We start from the raw sequence: 17683 nt of genomic DNA on the forward strand, positions 1-17683 counted from the left end.
CCACCAAATCAGAAAGTGAGTGCATTAAGTTGAGCGAGTATTTTGAGATTGCATACGCCGCCGCTGCCAAGCGTCTATGCATTTTTACCGGGACGGGCTTTTCGAAAGCTCTGAGCGAAAACAACGCCCCAGGCTGGCAGGAATTGCTCGAAGCAATCTGTGATGAACACGTAGAAAACGATGAGTTCAAGGAAGCGCTTTTTCCAGCGGATGGCCTGCCGTCACTACAACTAGACGAAGCAGCGCAAGTTATAGGTATCGAACTCTCCAAGAATGGAAAGTCAATACACGACGAAATCGCCAAGCTAATATCAGATATCGAACTTTCTGGCTCCTACCCTGAGACCGAGAAGTTTTTAAAAGAGCGGTCTTATCGAATTGTAACTACAAACTATGATAAATTGGCCGAGACCTTGGCAGAGGATGACTGCCAATCTCTCTCTCCGGGCCGCCCAATTCCACGCTCAAACAGCCGAGTAAAGACTTTCCATGTGCACGGTTCGATTGAGGTACCTCGTCGGATGGTCGTCACTGCTGATGACTATTTCAATTTTATGAATTCCGAAGCGTACTTTTCCCGAAAGCTAAGTACTGTCCTGCATGAGAATACCGTGGTCATTCTCGGTTACTCTCTAGGGGACACTAATCTCAAGGCAATCTTAAGCGATTATCGAGGTTTCGTTCGAAGTCACACCGTCAGTAATAGCATCTTTCTAATTTCAAGGGGATCGGTCGATCAGAGGATCGTTGATTACTATTCAAACTGTTATGGCATCAGAGTTATTCAGGAGACAGAAGTAGAGGAGTTTTTTGCCAACACAAACGCCAAGATCGAGGAAGCCGAAGACTGTTTGGAAAAATCAGTCAGAAACATCACCAAAGTCCTATACGACAAGCACCACTTCAAAGAGAAATACCTACAGGCCGAGAGCTCTTTTTACCAAATTGTATCGGCAATCGGCGCTATTGGGGCAAGTCTTGAAGAGGATGCTGTTGTCGATACCTTTGCAGATATCATTTCTAAGAAGAAGGAGATGACCAGTAAAACGGGGGCATGGCCACAGTATGTCCAACTCGCCTCATGGCTCACTTACTTGGGTAGCTTAATAGACGTTCGAGATACTTCCGTTGAGAAAATCTATTTGGACGCTGTCAAATTTTCGATGGAGAAAATGAGTAAAGGCATGGTTTTGGGCTACTCATGGCACGCGTATAAGGTTTGGGATGCGCGGTGGTCTAGCCTGACAGCGGACAATCGCTCCCTTGTAGCAAAGCACATTAAGGAGAAATCTAGTGATCCTGATGCAGCTGAGATCGTTGCGCGCGCCTAGCTGCAATCTAACTAAGAGATTTCCGAGTGTGGGGCCGGGTTTCCACGTTAGCAGCAGGGGGTTCCAAAAGGTGCCGGTGTGTGCCTGCGACTTGGTCGCAACTGGATGTTGCAGCGTTGTTGCAGAACCTGCCCAACCGCTTGATGCGCCTCGGCAATTCACCGGCGGAATTGATCGGTGATCAATTGGTCGGGCGCAACTATGTCAGCATTGTTGACATATCACGGATAGACCGCTCCGAGTGACAGTCGCAGTACGCCCGCAGCGCGGCAGGCATCACGGGCAGCAGTTTATACCGTCACTGCCGTTAATAGAGATACATACTATTAAGACGAGTGACGGTATAACTGCGACCAAGTCGCAACTGCGTATTACCGATACTGCGCGCCGTGCCACGGCCATACTGCTGGCTGTGTCTCTGCCGCCAGCGCATCAGCGTCGATCTCCCAGCCCTCAGCCGTTGTCACCGTTCCTGTAAACACCGTACCGTCCTCATCAAGCCAAGGCTCACGCTCGAATGCTTCACGCAACTCCCGCACTTCCTGCATGTGCCGCGACGCATCCTGCATGGCAGTGAACCGCTCAGCATTGTCGTCTTTACGCCGCACAGGTTCCCGCCAATCGACGATCTCCAACCGATCACACAGATACCGCCAACCGCCTTCTGCGATCCAAGCGCGCCGCCAATGATTGTCACCGCGCATCCTCACCTCAATGAACTCGGCCCGACGATCCATCGCCCAGCCGAACAGATCGCCCAGCCCCTGCTTGATCCCATTCGGTGACATGCCCGCAAACCTGCGGAACAACATCTGCGCCATCTTAGGCGTGCCGACGCGCACCGGCGCACGCGCATACTCCAACTCGTCTGGCAGCAGGTCATTGAACCGCTGCACCTCGTCCACCTTCACAGGCAACACCATGTTGGTGAATAACCTGATCTCGCAGCCCTGCCGCACATGCCGCGCGCGCGCCGCCGCTTGCATCATAGCACCTTCACAGACGACCCAGCGCACATCTTCAACGCGCGGATCGGTGTGGCGTTCGCACCATGCCATGCCAGCTCCCCCGACCATCGCAATCGGACGCTTCGGATACCATTGCACGACCGGCACAATCGGATCGCCGTCCTGATGGATAGCGCGGGCCATATCCTCAACGTCCTGAGGTGCAGGCAATGGCCGACCAACAATGTCGATCTTGCCACCGGCCCAGTCGTTCAGCCCCTCCACGGCATTGAACCAGCCCGCGAGCATCATGTTCTCGTCTATAAGCGCCTTATAGGAGAACAGGTGCCGCCCCTCTGAAATACGCGCCACGTCTGCCCGGAACTGTTCTGCCCGCGCCTTGTCTTTCTTGTCCGTCTCGTCCCATTCCTCGACGCGGTCGCCGGTGCCATAGAGCAGGGATTTCTTCGACGTGTTGATGGGAACCTGAGTCACCTTCGCGTCTGCGTGCTTTTCAACCTCGATGGAAACCCATTCATCCACCGGCAACACGGCTTCAACCATCGACCGCTTTATGGTCGCAGACAGGATCAGCACAGGCACGCGCGGGCGGTTGGTTTCCTTGTCCCACGGGATGCCCGCAATCTTCTGCCTCCAGTTCAGAAAGACGCCCTTCTTGTTCGGCGTGACGCGGAGGCGATTGAGTGAGCCAGCCTCAAGCGCGTCGCGCAGGCGCCGCCAGAACGAGGCATACTTATACCACTGCCCATCGTAGTCGGTCGCCGCGTTCAGCGCCTCGCTGGCTGACATGTCGGGCGTGATCTCGACCTCCGGCGCAAGTTCAGTCTCCGCCTTGATCAGTTCCTTGCAGACATCGACCGTGAACCCGGCCCCCTCAAGCCGTTCGATGGTCAGGCCGTCCTTGAACACTTTGGCCAGCCGGAGCAGCCATTCGCCCATGTCGTGGCGCATCACGTCGCACAGGTCTTTGATCTCGACATAGCCGTCCTTGATCAGCGCGCCGAGAAAGTTCTCGTCGATCACGACGAAGTTCGGCACGCGGCTTTGTCCGTGTTCCTTGGCGATCTGAATGGGCAGGTGGGCATGGGTGCGGATGCGCAGATCATGGGTCAGCGAATTGTCGTGCAGTTCCCACCACAAGCAGCCAGGTCGGTCAGAACACTGCGCCACCTCGTTGCCGCAGAACGCTTTGCGGGTTTCCTTCACAATCCCCTGAACCTTCGAGATCGCTTCATGCTTCGTGCAGACCGATCGCCCGTGCAACTCTTGGCTGCGACCAAGCTCCGTGTAGGCGGTCATGCCGTGCGAGCGGGCGTCCGCTTCGATCTGTGCGGAAAGGTTGTGATTAGGCACATAGAGGTCGGTGAAGAAGATGCCGTTGGTGTGTTCGGCATATCGGGTTTCGACGCCGAGCCAGTGAAGCGCCCAATAGGTTTTGCCAAGACCGGCCTCAGCCTCGATAACCTTCACGCCCGGCTCCTGCGCTGCAACAAAGGTCTTGATCTCGTCACTGAGCCGCTGCGTAGCTTGATCGAACGGCACTTCCTGCCGCGTCGTGGGGAACGCCTTACGCCTGCGCCGTGCGCCGCGTATCTTGTGGTAGCGGGCCTTGATGTATCGCTCATCGAAATCGTGCCTGTCTGCCGCGCGCACGCCTAGCCGCTCATACTCGCCGGACAATGCGGCCCAGCACTCGGTGAAGACGCTCTCGGGAAATGCGGTGCGATAGGCGATCATAAAATTCAGAATGCAATTGTGGCGCTGACTTGCATCCCAACGCAACGTGGGCATCTGCCCTAAATTGACAGAAGGTGCTACTTCAACTTCGATCATGTCGGGCAGCTTAGGCACATCGACAGGCCCAGCGATGCCTTCGACCAAGTGTGCGCGCACAGGATGCGGATCATCTAGGCCGCGAAGTTCGGGTCTCGCCGTGAAGACAAAGCCGCCCGGCTTGTAGATTCCATAGTCGATCAGTTTCCGGTCGGACCCGATGCGCTGCGAAAGGTCAGCGTTCCAATGCTCCGCATGGATTTGCTGCTCGGTCAGGTCCATCGGTTCGACTTCGAACGCGACCCGGAGGCGATGGCCTGACTTAAAGCCCGACGACGGCGAGAACGCATAGACAAACCGACGACCGCGCAGGAATGGGAAGGCAAAGCGCACCGCTTCTTCGGCAGTCCCGTCATATTCCATTGAGTCGAGATCAACGACGAATAAGCTGGTGGCAGTGTCAGTGAAGTCGAGACCCGTTCGCCCGCCGCGTTCGATCAATGGTTCGCCAAGAACCAGTGATGCTGTAGGCACATCTGAAAGTCGGTTCAGGAGGTCACAAACACCGATGAGCGTACCAACGTCGTGCCGCTCATAAATGAAGTCCTTGGCATACCGATAGCCTTCGGAACGCTCATCCTGCTCCGGGCCATTGTCGCCCGCCCGCCAGACCTTTCGAAGGTCTGGGCCGGTACTTGTTGCTGTAAATATATGCATCTGCTTCTTTCTTGCAGACGCTATTACCTTGTTTTTCAGTCGGATTCCATCAAAGCGTGATGTATAAGCGAGTTGTTGATGCGATGGGTTCGCTGCTTTGTTGAAAACGACAGAGGGACGAGGTTCTAGCGGCTTCGTCCCTTTTTCAGTTCACGCGATGAGAACGCGCCCAATCGAGAACGTCCTCCCGATCATACAGGATTGTCCGGCTGGAAATGTGCAGGAACGGCGGGCCGCTTTGTGCGCCTGCGTTGCGCTCTTTGCGCCAGAGGTAAAGCACCTCCTCCGAGCGGTTCAGGTATTCCGCACATTGCGCAGGCGTCATGAGTTCAGGCAGCTTTTGCTTGACCTGCAAGGTGCGCAACTCATCGCGCAGCGCACGGATTTCTTGTGTGATTTGGTCCATCGACAGGCTCCTTCACGTTCAGAATAGACGCAGGCCTGTTGATATGCTGGCGGATGCCTTCATACGATCCGGCACCAGCCCCTGATGGATCGAATATGGTCACGCCGGTTTGTTCTGCCGCACAGCGACACCGACGCGCGGCCACATTAGCGCCTGCCTCCGATCTGGACAACATTCGAAGAAGGTACTGACCCGCATTCCACCTCAATCTGTTTGGCGATGGCGTTCGCGTCCTTGTGGGACATGGACCCTTGGTCATAGAGATCCTGCACGCCCTTCTCCATGTCACCGCGCAACTGGTCGATGATGTAGGACGGCAGGCGCAGGCGACGGGCGGCAGTCGTGAACAGGCGGCGGGCATCGTGCGGCGTCATGCGGACGCCATCCCCTTTCAACTGCTGCGGATGGAAAATGTGCTTTTCCGTGTCGTGCTGTGGGAAGACCCACTCGCTATGCCGGGGCAGCGCCCGTAGCGCCGCGACAACGCGGTCAGCGATAGGGAATGCCCCTTCCGTCCCGTTCTTCAATTCAGCGACGCGCAGACGGGCGCTGTCGAGGTCAATGTCGGCCCAGCGTAGTTCGGTCACGTTCTTGGCGCGAAGGCCCGTGAACAGCATTACCTCCCAAGCCGTGCCGATAATCAGGTTGTGGGCCTTCTTTGCGTAGATCAGGTCAAGGGCGGGCCATGCTTCGTCCACGTCGAACTTCACCTTGTTGTTCCGCGCCCGGTATTTCACCTTTTTGAGCGCGTCGGCTACGTTCGGGATGCGGCGAACAACAGACGCCCGTTTAAACGCCGTGCCGATGATCTGGCGCAGGTGCTGCTGCGTCGAGGTCGGCTTGCCGTTGCCATCGACATAGGGCGCAAGGGCGCGTTCAAGGTCCGGCAGTGTCAATTCGTCAATGGGTCGGTCGAACAGCTTGGCAAGGTGACGCTCGATCTGCTCGCGGTAATAGGTCTTCGTCCGCTCTGATGCGTCTGACTGTTCGATATGGGAATCCATCGCGTTGCGCAGCGTGTGGATGCCCGTCGAGCGGTCGTCTGTTCGGGTCGTGATAGCCTCCATCTTTTCCTTCGCCACATCGCGGGCGGCGTAGACGGTGGGCAGGTCGGGCCATGCGCCCAGCGTGACCGAGCGCACCTTGCCGTCGATGCGCTTCGATAGCACCCACGTCTTCTTAGTGGCTCCGACAGCAAGGCGGATACCGCGAGCGTCGGGATCGGGTTTCACCGATGGGTCAGAATACATGATAGTGTTGCCCGGTGCGTGCTTGATCTTCGCAATGGCCGGGCGTGTGGTCAGGTTTTGGTTAGGCATCTCTGCAACATCCTCTGCAACATTCAGTGAGGACATGTTCGGTTCTATACCGGTGGTTGCACAACTTGTTTTTCGTTGCAGAACAGTGCTTTACCTTATTTTACTGATCAAATACGGCGACCCACCCTTGGCGAGTCGTTCCCTGTTAATCAATTGGTCGTAGGTTCGATCCCTACCGCCGGAGCCAAAGAATTCAAGGACTTAGCGATGTCTCGCTAAGTCCTTTTTCTTTTTGAGTACAGAATAAGTACAGAAAACACTGCCCGGATCGGTGTTTGCGGGCTGCCAACATCTCTGGTCTCTAGATCGAAGCAACACGGGCGCCTCAGAGCAACAGCATCAAGGGGCTTCAGCGATTTAGGTTCGGCGCCTCTTCCTAAGCTCGTCATAGTAGTCGATGCCTAGGTGGATGCGCTGCGTCTCCATCGCGAACAATTCCAAATCTGAAAATACGCTCATGTCAGCGTCAGCTGGGTACGGAACCCCTTGTCTTTTGCCATGACTTTTCAACCGTCCAGTCAGCGAACAGTTCAACGCCTGTCAGCATGATCACAGGTGCTCTCATACGCCCTTCGACCGATACCCAACCCCAACGAACAAGCTTCTCCAACAGCCGCTTTTCTTTTTCCGAGAAGGCCTCTTTCAGAACTGATACGACCAAGACGGTCCCAGAGATTTCTTTTGCCACCGCCTGAAGGGCTTCAAGATCACCCTTCTCGATCGCTTCCTCTGCAAAGCTCTTGGCTTCACCTACAACAAAGTGCGGTTCGCTCTTTTGATCGAACATTCGTTCTTTACGGTACCAGAAAGCAAAGTCAATTTCCCGCTCGAATGCGTCGCACTTGAGGTTCAAACCCGTGGTCATGGTCATGCCTATGTCACCAACTGGAGATAGGCTCTTCGCAAACGTCCTTAGCGTGAGCGTTACAGCGTAAGCACCTTCGGCGAAGTTTGGGACAGAAAATGGTCCGGTCACACGGTACTTCCAGCGTGGCTCCTTGCTGCCCTGCGGATAGGAAAACTCCTTAAGACAGCGTTCGCAGGTTACGCTGTAGTCGACTCCATCAAGTCCGTACCAGTTGCCGTGGCTACAGTGTGGGCAATTCAGCCCAAGACCTAGTTTTAAGATGCCTCGGTTGGTGAACGGCTCAAGCGAAACTCGAAAGCGAAGGGAGTTCTTCGCCCTCTTCTTTATTAGTTCGTGCCATCGTCCGGTATCTGCGGTCCGACCTTCAAATGTCTTGGTATTGGACACAGATTTCGAATTGCTTGTACGTTCCTGCATCGCCATCTTGTTCAAAAGCTGGATCGTATCCTTGTCCGCGATCAAGTCGGCGGCACGAAGGGATGCAAGCTTCTCAACCATTTGTGACGCGATACGACCGGCTGAAGAGGGCTTAGCCTCAATTCCTTTCTTTTTCAGCCAACGACAGATGGCATCTGTACCTGATTCTATTCGCAGATAGCCGCTGCTGTCCTGGTAGTGTTCAAGAAGAACCCAACCTTCACGTGAAACAATCGGACCCTGCTGCCCCATCGCGATGTGCGGAAAAGTGCGGTCCTCAATGTTTGAAGGGTAGCAGAGTGCCAAGTCACTCGGACCGTGTGTGCCGAGGTTAACGACATTTGCCCACCGATAACGTCCGCCGCCAAATCTCTCGGCAAATTTGGGATACGGCATAGGAAACGAGACTGATCCTTCTTCGACTTCCAGCGACAAGCGGGCCTCATCTGACTTGACGCTGTGACGCTCACATCTCGGTCCATGCCAGTCATCGGAGTGTTTAGGGTGCGTGGAGCGACCAATGAAAAAAGAACTGTCGGGACAATCGGAAGAGAACGCTTCAACGGCAGCCTTCGCAACTTCCTCATTGAAGCTTCGAGCGAAAACCACCTGGCTTGTAAACATTGTCCCAAACCTGTTGTTCGGGATCGGACGATGATTGGATTTGATCGCTTTCGAGACAAAGCCTTTCAGTTCGTCCAACCAGCACAGCGGAACCGGGAACACAGGCGTCTCAAAAAGCCGAGTATTCCAGTAGTCGATCAAGTCGCTCGTCTTGGTGTGATCAAATATAAAAAACGTCGCTTCTCTACGAGTCTTGGGGTCAATTTCCAAGTCCAAGAAAGTCGGATAAAATGGCGGCTTTGCCCTACCTTCAAAAACCGACAGCCAGGTATCTGGACCCGCGGTTGCCAAATTCGGAGAGTAGGCGTTTTCGTAGAATTTCTTGAAATAGTCTGCATCCTCTTCTCTCGGAAATGCGCCGAATATTGCCTCTACAAGTGGCGCAAGTCGATCTTCCTTGAACAGAAGCGCTGGCACATCTTCACGCAGAACAAATTGATGCCGCGCCTCATAGTCGGCTTGATATATGTCGACCACAGATTGACCAACGTACAGGTCCTTCCGATGGCCGCTCCATTTCTTCGAGTGAAGTTCATCAAGTGAGATAAGCTGCGATTCCAAACTTGAGTTGGAAACAGCATCGAAGCCAATTGACTCCGCTAAGCCTGACTCCGCCTCAACAATGATGTCTGGTTCAAGAAAGCGCATGTAGTCTCGTGCAGCTTCACGGTCTGGCTTGCGAAGAAACGGCTCGCTTGATCGCCAGTGCGCCGGGTAGCGACCTACCGGGATAATCGGGTTGCAACGCCCACCCCAAAGACATGTGGACCAGCGCATGATGCGGCTAACGGACTTCTTGTCACTTGGGCGGACCAAGAAGCCAAAGCGTATGGGGCGCAGACTTGTAGTACCTGAAAGACGGGTTGTCATCCTATTTTGGTGCCCCCGTTACCAATCGTAACGCCTTGGCGTTTTCGACATCAAATCAATTGAAAAACAAGAAGACATCTCAGATGGCCTGAGCGTTACCCAGTCGTGACTGTCTTCTTCTTGCTTTCCCTCAATCGGAACCTTCAGGCGATCAAAGCTCCCCGTCACCGTCTGAAAGTCTGCCTTGGAAAGATTCAACAGCTCGTAACCGCCCCCAACAATAATGATTTGATCAATATGTTCCGCGATCTCTGCAGTACATTCAAAAAGGATCATGCAGCCATCCAGCTCTATCATCTTGCAGGTCGGCTGAAACCTATCGAGAAAGGGCGTAGAAAGCGCCTGAAAATTCAAGTGAGACTTGTCGACTTCCAATACACCGCTCGAAAACGATGTTCGAATGTACTCCAGCCGTTCGTCTTCTTTTGCGTTCTTTGGGTGTTCCAACTTCTCAGCACGGTCGACGTAGCGATGGTACATAGGTGTTTCCGGTAGCAACCAACTAAAACCGAAACCATACTGGCTGTTTCTTGACAGACCTTTTCTTCTGGAATTCAACTCGTCAAACGATTCCGTAATCTCCTTCGTTCCGCCTCCATATGTAACTCCAATGAAACCTTGCGAGTGCACTCTGAGTGATAGCATCGTCTGGAAGAAAAACTCGCCACCGCAAGCATCCCAAAGGGAGGTGTCCAGCTTCACGATAGTCGCAAGACTGTTCAGTAGCATTTGAGATTCTAGTAAGAACTGAATCCTCTTGGTTGTTTGGTCGATTCCTTTCAACCCGGAGCCAATGGCTGAGTTGATCTCGTCAGCCCAAGCACCGAAGAAGTCCTTTTGCTCAGCATCACTCAAGGGAATATCTAGGTATCGAAACCTGATCGCGTATCCGCGATTCGAGTCTAGAACAATTCTCATTCTCTCGCGATCAAATATTTCGCAAAAGTCCATGCCACTTGTGTAGGCAAGCTTCTGAAGATCAGAAATAATTCCAGGCGTAAGGCCAACATTTGTGAAAAAGGCAAATGCCTCCGGTCGGGTGGTCCCATCCTTCTTTGGCCTAATAGCATTTTCCAAGTCCTCTTCGAACTTGGCTCTAATCTGCTTTCGGTGTTGATCCAAATCAGTTGCGTCGTTCACGAACCCGACAGCACCAAAGAGCATGTTTTCTTTGTAGTAACCCTGAAGGTCGCGCCCACCGTCTGGTCCCCCCTTGGGCAGACGGGGGCGGATGTCGGTGTAATCGTCTTGAACCGACAGAATTTCCAAGCACATTCGCTCACGCTTGGCTTGGTTTGTGTTCAAATGGTCTTTTAGACGTCGATCAGTTTCACTCATGCACAACCGTTACCCGAATTGGAAAACGACAACAACTTGTGCAACCATGCAATTCAACGGGATTCTAGTAGGTTAGCGCCGCCTGGGCACCTCCACGCCCTCCTTTCGAAGTACCGCGGCCACTGAGGCCACCGAGCGAGTAGAGGTCTTGGCCTCAGGGAACTCAGCCACGACCCGATCCACGATAGCGAGGTAGCCGAGGTCGGGGTCCATCAGCAGCTCTTGCACCAGCGAGCCGATGGTCCGCCTCAGCTCGGGCCCGTGCACCGTGGCCGCTGCGATCTTCTTGTCCACATTCTGCTCGTGCTCGGCCGCGTCATCAGCGTCCGGTGCGCTCGGTTCGGGGTTCTCGGTGACTTCCGCCTCGGGCGTGTCAGCCGCTCGGACACCGATGACTCCGCACTCGACCACGATCGATCCTGGGTGCTCTCCGCGCTTCTTCTCGGCCAGGTGGCGAAGTGCATGTGGAGACGGAACACCAGCCCTTTTTGGCTCTGCAACGTGGCCTGTGGCTGACCCCGGTGACGGCCAAAGCCAGGGCGACTTAAGAGGCTCGTCCTCCTTCATCCTGGCCTTCAAGTTTTCGGTCAACCAGCGGCCAGTTGGGAAGGTCAAGGTCGCCTAGCCCTTCCTCCGTCAGAACGTCCATGACGCTTCGTGCGGGGTCGTCCAGGGCGATTGTCAGCACGTCGGGCAGGTCTACCCCTAGCGTCGTGCGAATTGCTATGCGGAAGTCTTCAAGTAGCGCGTCTGCGTCGGGTGCAATCCTGACTTGGATAGTCGCGTCCTGTTGCATGAGTTGCAGCGCCCGCAGGCACAGGGCCGAAAGCTTGGCGGTCAGTTCGGCGGGCGGGCTGCACATGGCGTTCCGGTTTAAGTCAGGACAACACCCGACTCTTTCCAGCACAAGGAAGCGCGGGAACACGGTGCAGAGACAACATGGTCGTCACCCAATAGAACCTCAAGTCATTGATTTAATTACACAAGTGCAGTATTCCCGCAGGTGGAGTCAATGGGAGACTGAAGGTGGGCCTACGGGGGGAAATCGCGGTCCTCTCTATATATCTTGGGGTCTCAAATTTCTGCGAGAAATTTGGTTGGCTTCTATAAACACGGTTCGACGCGGAAGAATTTAAGAGAGAAAAGAGTATAAAGTTACCTTCTAGCTTGCTCCGGTCGGCTTGGGATGACACTCTAACCCAAAAGCAAACGGGCAATTTTGCATTTTCTCACTCGTTCACCCAGTCTAGTGGTAGGTTATCTAATAACCTTTGGTGGAAATCTCTTCGAACGACCAGCATTTCTGGACTATACGACCAAATTTCTCCAAATACATGCGTGCCCAAATCAGCGGTTCGACTACCGTCTTTGACGCGAGTAACAGTTGACCAGAGCGGACCATTCTCCAGATAACTAAGAAACTCATAGCGAAGATACGCGTGTTGGTTCAGCATTCCGCTTTCAACGAAGAGTAACGTAACGCGATCTACGGGAACATTGAAACCAGTCGATAACTCTTCAATGAACTTACGCGCAACTTCTATTTCGTCGTTGGATTTCTCGCCCCATGTCCTGCCTGCGAACACTCCTGCATCTGCGAAACCAACTCCTTTTAGTTCAACTTCTACTGGCGAAAGGCTCGCCTCTTCCGAAAACTCCGTTGCATGGTCTATGCAAGTATACTTCATAGGAAAGTCTGCGCACTTTACCTCCGAGTTTTTCACAAATCCCCAGCGACCATCGAAAAGCAGTGAGACCTCTTTACCGTCTTTTTCAAAAGACCCTACTACCGGTTGAGCGGAAGCTGTTGACGCGATCAAAGCGGTCAGCAACAGGATTAATGATCTAAGCATTCGTCACTCCTGATAGTCTCAGTTACAATTATCGCTAGTGTGTTTTCTGATTGCAACTCAGACCCTGCCAGCCCTCGTCAGTCAAGTTTCTATTGCTCTGTCAAACGAGTTCGGGAGAAGGAAAATTCCTCATTTTTGGCGATTTGGCTCACTTTGTGCGCAAGGCTTCGTTCGCTTTGCAACTCAATGAGACGCAAGATGAACTCGCCCGCGAGGGTAAACAACCGCAAACATTAAGAATGTATCAAGGTGACGAACGCCAAAGTTCGTTCAAAAATCAGTTGACGTTCGGGGCGGGTTTGGGGATATATTCGGGACACTTTCGGGGATACATGTACGACCACCCTTTCGATTTCTTTTTTTTCCAATAGGATAGAGAGCGACAGAATTTCTCCAGCACGCCTACCGCCGGAGCCAATTTCCAAGATAAACCCAATAAACTGGCAAAGGTCGCGTTTGCGACGTGTCTGCGAACGTTATTGTCAATTTTCTGGAAAATCGTCCCCTGTGTCGGGTGCCGACGCGAAATTATCAGAAACTGCTGTCGATACAGATTAATATTGATTCTCGCAGCGGCAGCCAAAAATCCATGTTTGATGATTAAGCTGTCATTTTCATCATCCTGAGAACCCTCGGCGGTCGAAGCGATCTAATCTGTACCCCAAAATATTCAACTCACTTGAGTAAGAACTGCCCGCAATAGCTTGGTGCGCCCGTACAACACCAAAAGCTCGCTTCGACGGCTCCTGTCTTCGGGAAAGTCCGGCAATTAGATAAGATTTTCACGATCAATAAGTGCCCAGACCATCTTCGTTAAACCGGTCGTTTACCTAGTCACCCCATAAGTTGAGAGCATACTCCAACCAATTCCGGGTGAATCCAGTGAAATCCATATTTTCCTTGGCATTAATTGCCTTTTTCAGCGCAGCACCTTTGATGGTGACTGCTGCGCCACAACCGGTGACCCTTGAGGCCATGCAGCACGTACCAGCAAAGGTTACTGTCGTGCGCCCGGACGGGTCCGAAATGCACTATAGTTCAGCTCAGCTCGAAGATCTGCCAACCTACAGCCTGAAAACCACAACGCCATGGCGTCAGGAGCCTGCGATGTTTGAAGGCATTCTGCTCAAAGACCTTCTTGAAGCCAATGGGTTGGGCGATGTTGAGGCAATCAAAGTCACGGCAGAGAACGATTATCAGGTGATGATTCCACGATCGATCTGGCAAGAGACGGATGTACTTGTCGCCACACGCGTGGATGGCAAACCACATTCCCGACGCGCGCGTGGTCCGATCCAGTTCGTGATCGACATGGAAGGCTACAAGGCATTGGAGGTTGCAAGCGAAGATCATCTTGTCTGGATGGTCTCCAAGATCGAAGCTGCGAACTAGCACTTTCCCATGGCACCCCAAGAGCGCTCGCGCCCTACGATCAATGGTATTCTCGACGCGCTGGCGACGCGCGTCGGTCTGACCCTGTCGCTGGTCGGGCTCGCGTTGATCTGTTTTCTGGCGGGGGTGAATGTTGAGCGGTCTGTCAAGAAACTGGACGATTATCAACACTCCTACAATGATCGGCTCATTCGAAATGGTTTCGTGTCGTTGAGCGACATCCAGAGGCTTCTCCTCAGCGCTCAAGAGGCTGTCGAAAAAGGAGAATTTACCGCTGAAGGCGAACAGGCGTTCATTCAGGCATCCGACTTTCTCTTTGTGCGGACCAAGCATTTTCGGCGCACGTTGCTGTTGGGCGAACCCTTTGCGCCATCCGAGGATGCTGTGAGCGCCATGGAAGCCATGCTTGATGTCTCCGAACGCGCTGTCGCAACGGGGTTGGTTAACGTGCCGGGTCTATGGGACGAGTTGCTGGCGACCTCTGACGATACGCGTCGGAAACTGGTGATTTTTCTTGAAGAGATGGCGCGCCTGCAGAATGCGTTGATGCTCGATCAGTCCCGTGCGGTCCGCGAACAACGCACGGTTGTCTTGGCGAGCCTTCTCGGATTGACCTTCGTCGGCATCGCTGCCCTCCTTCTGCTAAGAAGAGAGGTTCTTGGTCGACAGGCCCGTGATCGCGCCGAACGTGACGTGGAATTTCTGGCATATTTCGACAAACTGACCGAACTGCCCAATCGCGCCCAATTCCAATCTCGCCTTGACAAAAGTCTGACAAAGCACGAGCCCGTCGCATTGATCCTTGTCGATGTCGACGATTTCAAGACCATCAATGACACTTACGGCCACGCTGCCGGAGATACAGTGCTGCGCCATGTCGGCAAATTGTTGTCCGCACAAGTTGAAGCCTCGGATGGCTTTGCCGCACGTATCGGCGGTGACGAGTTTGCTATTGTTTTGCCGACAGATGATCTGGATGAGCTGACCCGGAAATGCAACAGACTTCTGCAGGAGGCGCGCAAGGGGCTTTCCTACGAAGGCGAGACGTTTCATGTCGGTCTCAGCATCGGCTTTGCGACCAGCACCCTGCTTGGCCAGGATCTCTCCCCCTCGGTGGACACGATCTGCCGCGTGGCCGATTTCGCGCTCTATTCCTCAAAATCGAATGGTCGCGGGCGCTTCACCCAATACGATGAAACGCTTGAGAAGCGCTTTCTCGAGCGTCAGTCGATGGTTGATGATCTTCCGCACGCCATTGCGGAGGGTGAACTCGCCATCTACCTTCAGCCCAAAGTCTACCTGCCAAACGGCACCCCCTATGGCTTTGAAGCATTGGTACGCTGGAAACGGAATGGTCGCGTCGTTCCCCCCGACGAATTCATCAAGGTCGCTGAGGAATGCGGTCTGATCTACGAGATCGACCGATATGTTCTCCGGTCCGCCACCCGTTTGTTGGCAGAGTACAATCACGCGCACCAGACTGCTTATTCGGTCAGCGTGAATCTATCGGCTTTGCATTTCAACTCACGTCGGATCATCGGATGGGTAGAGGAAGCACTGAACACATCTGACTTGGCTCCAGGTCTGATCACTCTCGAGATAACTGAAACAGCAGAGCTGAGGGATTGGCAGGAAGCCCAGAGTATCATGTCGGAATTGCGTGAGCTTGGCACGAAAATCTCCATCGACGATTTCGGCACGGGCTACTCATCGCTGGGATATCTGCGCTCAACGGTTGTCGATGAGGTCAAGATTGATCGGTCTATCATTGATCGGATAGAAACCTGCGATAAGGCCCGGTTTTTGCTTGATGGCGTATTGGACATGGCAAGCAACCTTGGGCTTGTTGTTGTTGTTGAGGGTGTGGAAAACTCCGCGCAGGCCAAGACGCTGGACCATATGGGAGCGGCCCGCGCCCAGGGCTTTTTATTCGGTCATCCGGTCCCGGCCGAACAGGCACTCGGCGGTTTGCCCCACGTTGCGGGTGACGCGGAAGTTGGTTACGATCGGCGCGCAAATGAGCGCGGATGACCCTCCCGGTTTTACCGGAAACTGTCTGGTTGACCTCAAGCGGATTTATCGACGGCATTCATGTTAACGTAAAATGCCTCCCCACCGTCAACTGGCCAGATCTATCCACTTGGTTCGAGCAGGCGACGGTTGTTGAACCAGCCCCCTCATTTGAGGGCTTTCCCTTCAACCGCCTCTGTGAATTTCCAAGGATCCGACCTGCGGGCCGCTTCTGCGTTGAAGAGGTTAATCCTCCTCTCAGCTCACGCGCCCGCAAGAGCCGCAGCAAGTTTTCCTCTGAGTGCCATGTCCGTGTTCTCTCTGCCGTCCCAAAACCCACAAGGCCTTGGCAACGTTTTGGAGGGCGAGACACCGGCTCCACTCTGGGGCCTTTGCTTGAACGACCCGAAGGAAGCAAAGCCCGGAAAGGGAAAGGAGCAGGAGGAGCTGGTCGAGAAATGGCTGGTGCGTTTGCATCAAATCGGCATTGCTATGCAGCTTTTCCCTGACCCGAAATACACGCCTCATGCATTTCAGTGCTGTGGCTTCTGAACGCCGGATCTGCCTGCAAGACACTTGCCAATCGCCTGTCCGCTTTATATCGCGTATTGAGCTAAATCCGTTTAAATGGTTTCCTTTGTCGGGTGCGACGGTTACCGTTTCACCGGACCGCCAGGTCTTGTCTTGGTCGTGGCGCGCAACATCAAAGATGGGTAATGTCTGAAAACGGCTTATTTCTTTCCAAGAAGCGGTCACAGATGAAAGCCGGTGCCCCCGGTTTCGCCCGTCGGGTGATCGCTGATGAGACATGTGCAGTACATCAGTCGCTGCACCAACATCCCTGGATATCTCGGTTAACGCTCAGCTCGCTAGAGATGCAAGATTATCGAACTTTGCTGGCGGCTTACTACCAGTTTTTTAGTTTGATCGAGCAGGCCCGGCAGCGAAACAATGCCTATGACACGCTGTCGGTCGAGGATTGCTTGGCGGCTTTGCATGCCGATCTGGTTGCATTGGACGCATTGCCGCCCGCCAGTGAAGGCAAACTGGCCTTTCTGGACACAAAAGAGAAAGTGCTGGGCTCACTTTACGTGATGCATGGGTCAGGCTTTGGCGGGCGGCAGATGAACAGAAATATCGAGCAAGTCCTGCCAGATACACCCCGGAGCTTCTTTGGAAAATCGACAAATCCCGCGGTTTGGCGACAGCTAAATCTAGAGCTCGACATTATCAGCACGGACAGGGAAGCTCTTGAGGACTTGATCGTGGCGTCAAAGCAGACGTTTGCGCGCTTTGGAGAGTTTATCACCTGCTACTGCGAGCGGTTCGGTCGGACCTAAACACGCGGTCTCCGGCCGGGGTGATCGCCCTCCATCTCTTGTTCCAGTCGTGCTATTTCGTCCAGTAGCTCCGGGATGACAACGGGTTTTTCCAGCCCGACATCCGCGCCAATCTGCTGAGCGGTTCTAAGGATACTGCCCATACCTGGGTATTTGGACGTACCGGACATCACAATGATCGGCATTTTCCTGTGTTTTGGGGATCGGCGGATCCAGTTGATCAGAAGGATGCCCCCATCTGGAACAGCGCGTTGGTCCTTCATGACAATGATATCCGAGATCAGCAGATCGTAACTCTCATGTGACAGTTCTTCGATGGCCTCCGAGGCAGAGGTTCGAACCACCACCGTGTATCCCGCTGTTTCGAGATCTTCTTTAAGTTTATAGCTCTGGACCAGATCATCTTCCATAAGCAGAATTTTGGACATATCAACTCTTTCTGCGGTTGGCATCACTA

General features: G+C 53.7%; 14 protein-coding genes. 5 read left to right on the forward strand and 9 right to left on the reverse strand.

The features are described 5' to 3' along the window. Window positions 1-29 precede the first annotated feature (29 nt). Entirely contained in the window at window positions 30-1331 is a 1302-nt protein-coding gene (locus H7847_RS11480) for an SIR2 family NAD-dependent protein deacylase (RefSeq protein ID WP_227269623.1), read from the forward strand. 371 nt (window positions 1332-1702) lie between these two features. On the opposite strand, the gene H7847_RS11485 is transcribed toward H7847_RS11480, so the two are convergent. The 8 genes from H7847_RS11485 to H7847_RS11520 form a co-directional block, all read right to left on the reverse strand. Continuing rightward, window positions 1703-4789 (reverse strand): hypothetical protein, encoded by a 3087-nt coding sequence (locus H7847_RS11485; protein WP_227269624.1) that lies wholly within the window; start codon window positions 4787-4789, stop codon window positions 1703-1705. A 145-nt stretch (window positions 4790-4934) separates the two neighbouring features. Continuing rightward, window positions 4935-5195: a helix-turn-helix transcriptional regulator gene (locus H7847_RS11490; protein ID WP_227269625.1), complete on the reverse strand. Its 261-nt coding sequence runs from the start codon at window positions 5193-5195 to the stop codon at window positions 4935-4937. Between the two features lie 146 nt (window positions 5196-5341). Further along, window positions 5342-6550, reverse strand: a complete 1209-nt coding sequence (locus H7847_RS11495; protein ID WP_227269626.1) for a tyrosine-type recombinase/integrase — start codon at window positions 6548-6550, stop codon at window positions 5342-5344. Between the two features lie 430 nt (window positions 6551-6980). Then, window positions 6981-9071: a hypothetical protein gene (locus H7847_RS11500; RefSeq protein WP_227269627.1), complete on the reverse strand. Its 2091-nt coding sequence runs from the start codon at window positions 9069-9071 to the stop codon at window positions 6981-6983. A 240-nt stretch (window positions 9072-9311) separates the two neighbouring features. After that, on the reverse strand, window positions 9312-10631 hold the full coding sequence (locus H7847_RS11505; RefSeq protein ID WP_227269628.1) for a hypothetical protein: 1320 nt from the start codon (window positions 10629-10631) through the stop codon (window positions 9312-9314). 72 nt (window positions 10632-10703) lie between these two features. Continuing rightward, window positions 10704-11198 carry a hypothetical protein gene (locus tag H7847_RS11510; protein WP_227269629.1) on the reverse strand — a complete coding sequence of 165 codons (495 nt, stop codon included), beginning with the start codon at window positions 11196-11198 and terminating at the stop codon, window positions 10704-10706. Then, complete coding sequence (locus H7847_RS11515; protein ID WP_227269630.1) at window positions 11176-11493, reverse strand: hypothetical protein; 318 nt, start codon at window positions 11491-11493, stop codon at window positions 11176-11178. The genes H7847_RS11510 and H7847_RS11515 overlap by 23 nt, the downstream gene beginning before the upstream one ends. Before the next feature lie 367 nt (window positions 11494-11860). Further along, window positions 11861-12484, reverse strand: coding sequence for a hypothetical protein (locus H7847_RS11520; RefSeq protein WP_227269631.1), 624 nt, complete (start codon window positions 12482-12484; stop codon window positions 11861-11863). A 975-nt stretch (window positions 12485-13459) separates the two neighbouring features. Here H7847_RS11520 and H7847_RS11525 point away from each other — a divergent pair. The 4 genes from H7847_RS11525 to H7847_RS11540 all read left to right on the forward strand — a co-directional run bounded on the left by H7847_RS11525 (window position 13460) and on the right by H7847_RS11540 (window position 17226). Beyond that, window positions 13460-13876, forward strand: coding sequence for a hypothetical protein (locus H7847_RS11525; RefSeq protein ID WP_227269632.1), 417 nt, complete (start codon window positions 13460-13462; stop codon window positions 13874-13876). A 9-nt stretch (window positions 13877-13885) separates the two neighbouring features. Further along, on the forward strand, window positions 13886-15907 hold the full coding sequence (locus H7847_RS11530; RefSeq protein ID WP_227269633.1) for a putative bifunctional diguanylate cyclase/phosphodiesterase: 2022 nt from the start codon (window positions 13886-13888) through the stop codon (window positions 15905-15907). Window positions 15908-16282: 375 nt separating this feature from the next. Further along, window positions 16283-16438 carry a hypothetical protein gene (locus H7847_RS11535; protein ID WP_227269634.1) on the forward strand — a complete coding sequence of 52 codons (156 nt, stop codon included), beginning with the start codon at window positions 16283-16285 and terminating at the stop codon, window positions 16436-16438. A 164-nt stretch (window positions 16439-16602) separates the two neighbouring features. Beyond that, a complete protein-coding gene (locus H7847_RS11540; protein ID WP_227269635.1) occupies window positions 16603-17226 on the forward strand; it encodes a biliverdin-producing heme oxygenase in 624 nt (207 codons plus the stop codon). Here the strand turns inward: H7847_RS11540 and H7847_RS11545 are convergent. Beyond that, the gene (locus tag H7847_RS11545) at window positions 17223-17654 is read right to left on the reverse strand and encodes a response regulator (RefSeq protein ID WP_227269636.1); all 432 of its coding nucleotides are present in this window, start codon (window positions 17652-17654) and stop codon (window positions 17223-17225) included. The two genes, H7847_RS11540 and H7847_RS11545, sit on opposite strands and share 4 nt — an antisense overlap. Window positions 17655-17683: the final 29 nt, after the last annotated feature.

This window comes from Roseobacter weihaiensis, assembly GCF_020622345.1.
In the GTDB taxonomy this organism is placed as follows: domain Bacteria; phylum Pseudomonadota; class Alphaproteobacteria; order Rhodobacterales; family Rhodobacteraceae; genus Roseobacter; species Roseobacter weihaiensis.

Excerpts from the sequence above, each read along its gene's own strand:
- H7847_RS11540 (WP_227269635.1), top strand. The coding sequence starts at position 16,603 with ATGTCTGAAAACGGCTTATTTCTTTCCAAGAAGCGGTCACAGATGAAA.
- H7847_RS11505 (WP_227269628.1), bottom strand. The coding sequence starts at position 10,631 with ATGAGTGAAACTGATCGACGTCTAAAAGACCATTTGAACACAAACCAA.
- H7847_RS11530 (WP_227269633.1), top strand. The coding sequence starts at position 13,886 with ATGGCACCCCAAGAGCGCTCGCGCCCTACGATCAATGGTATTCTCGAC.
- H7847_RS11545 (WP_227269636.1), bottom strand. The coding sequence starts at position 17,654 with ATGTCCAAAATTCTGCTTATGGAAGATGATCTGGTCCAGAGCTATAAA.
- H7847_RS11515 (WP_227269630.1), bottom strand. The coding sequence starts at position 11,493 with ATGTGCAGCCCGCCCGCCGAACTGACCGCCAAGCTTTCGGCCCTGTGC.
- H7847_RS11495 (WP_227269626.1), bottom strand. The coding sequence starts at position 6,550 with ATGTCCTCACTGAATGTTGCAGAGGATGTTGCAGAGATGCCTAACCAA.
- H7847_RS11520 (WP_227269631.1), bottom strand. The coding sequence starts at position 12,484 with ATGCTTAGATCATTAATCCTGTTGCTGACCGCTTTGATCGCGTCAACA.
- H7847_RS11500 (WP_227269627.1), bottom strand. The coding sequence starts at position 9,071 with ATGCGCTTTCTTGAACCAGACATCATTGTTGAGGCGGAGTCAGGCTTA.
- H7847_RS11510 (WP_227269629.1), bottom strand. The coding sequence starts at position 11,198 with ATGAAGGAGGACGAGCCTCTTAAGTCGCCCTGGCTTTGGCCGTCACCG.
- H7847_RS11525 (WP_227269632.1), top strand. The coding sequence starts at position 13,460 with ATGCAGCACGTACCAGCAAAGGTTACTGTCGTGCGCCCGGACGGGTCC.
- H7847_RS11485 (WP_227269624.1), bottom strand. The coding sequence starts at position 4,789 with ATGCATATATTTACAGCAACAAGTACCGGCCCAGACCTTCGAAAGGTC.
- H7847_RS11490 (WP_227269625.1), bottom strand. The coding sequence starts at position 5,195 with ATGGACCAAATCACACAAGAAATCCGTGCGCTGCGCGATGAGTTGCGC.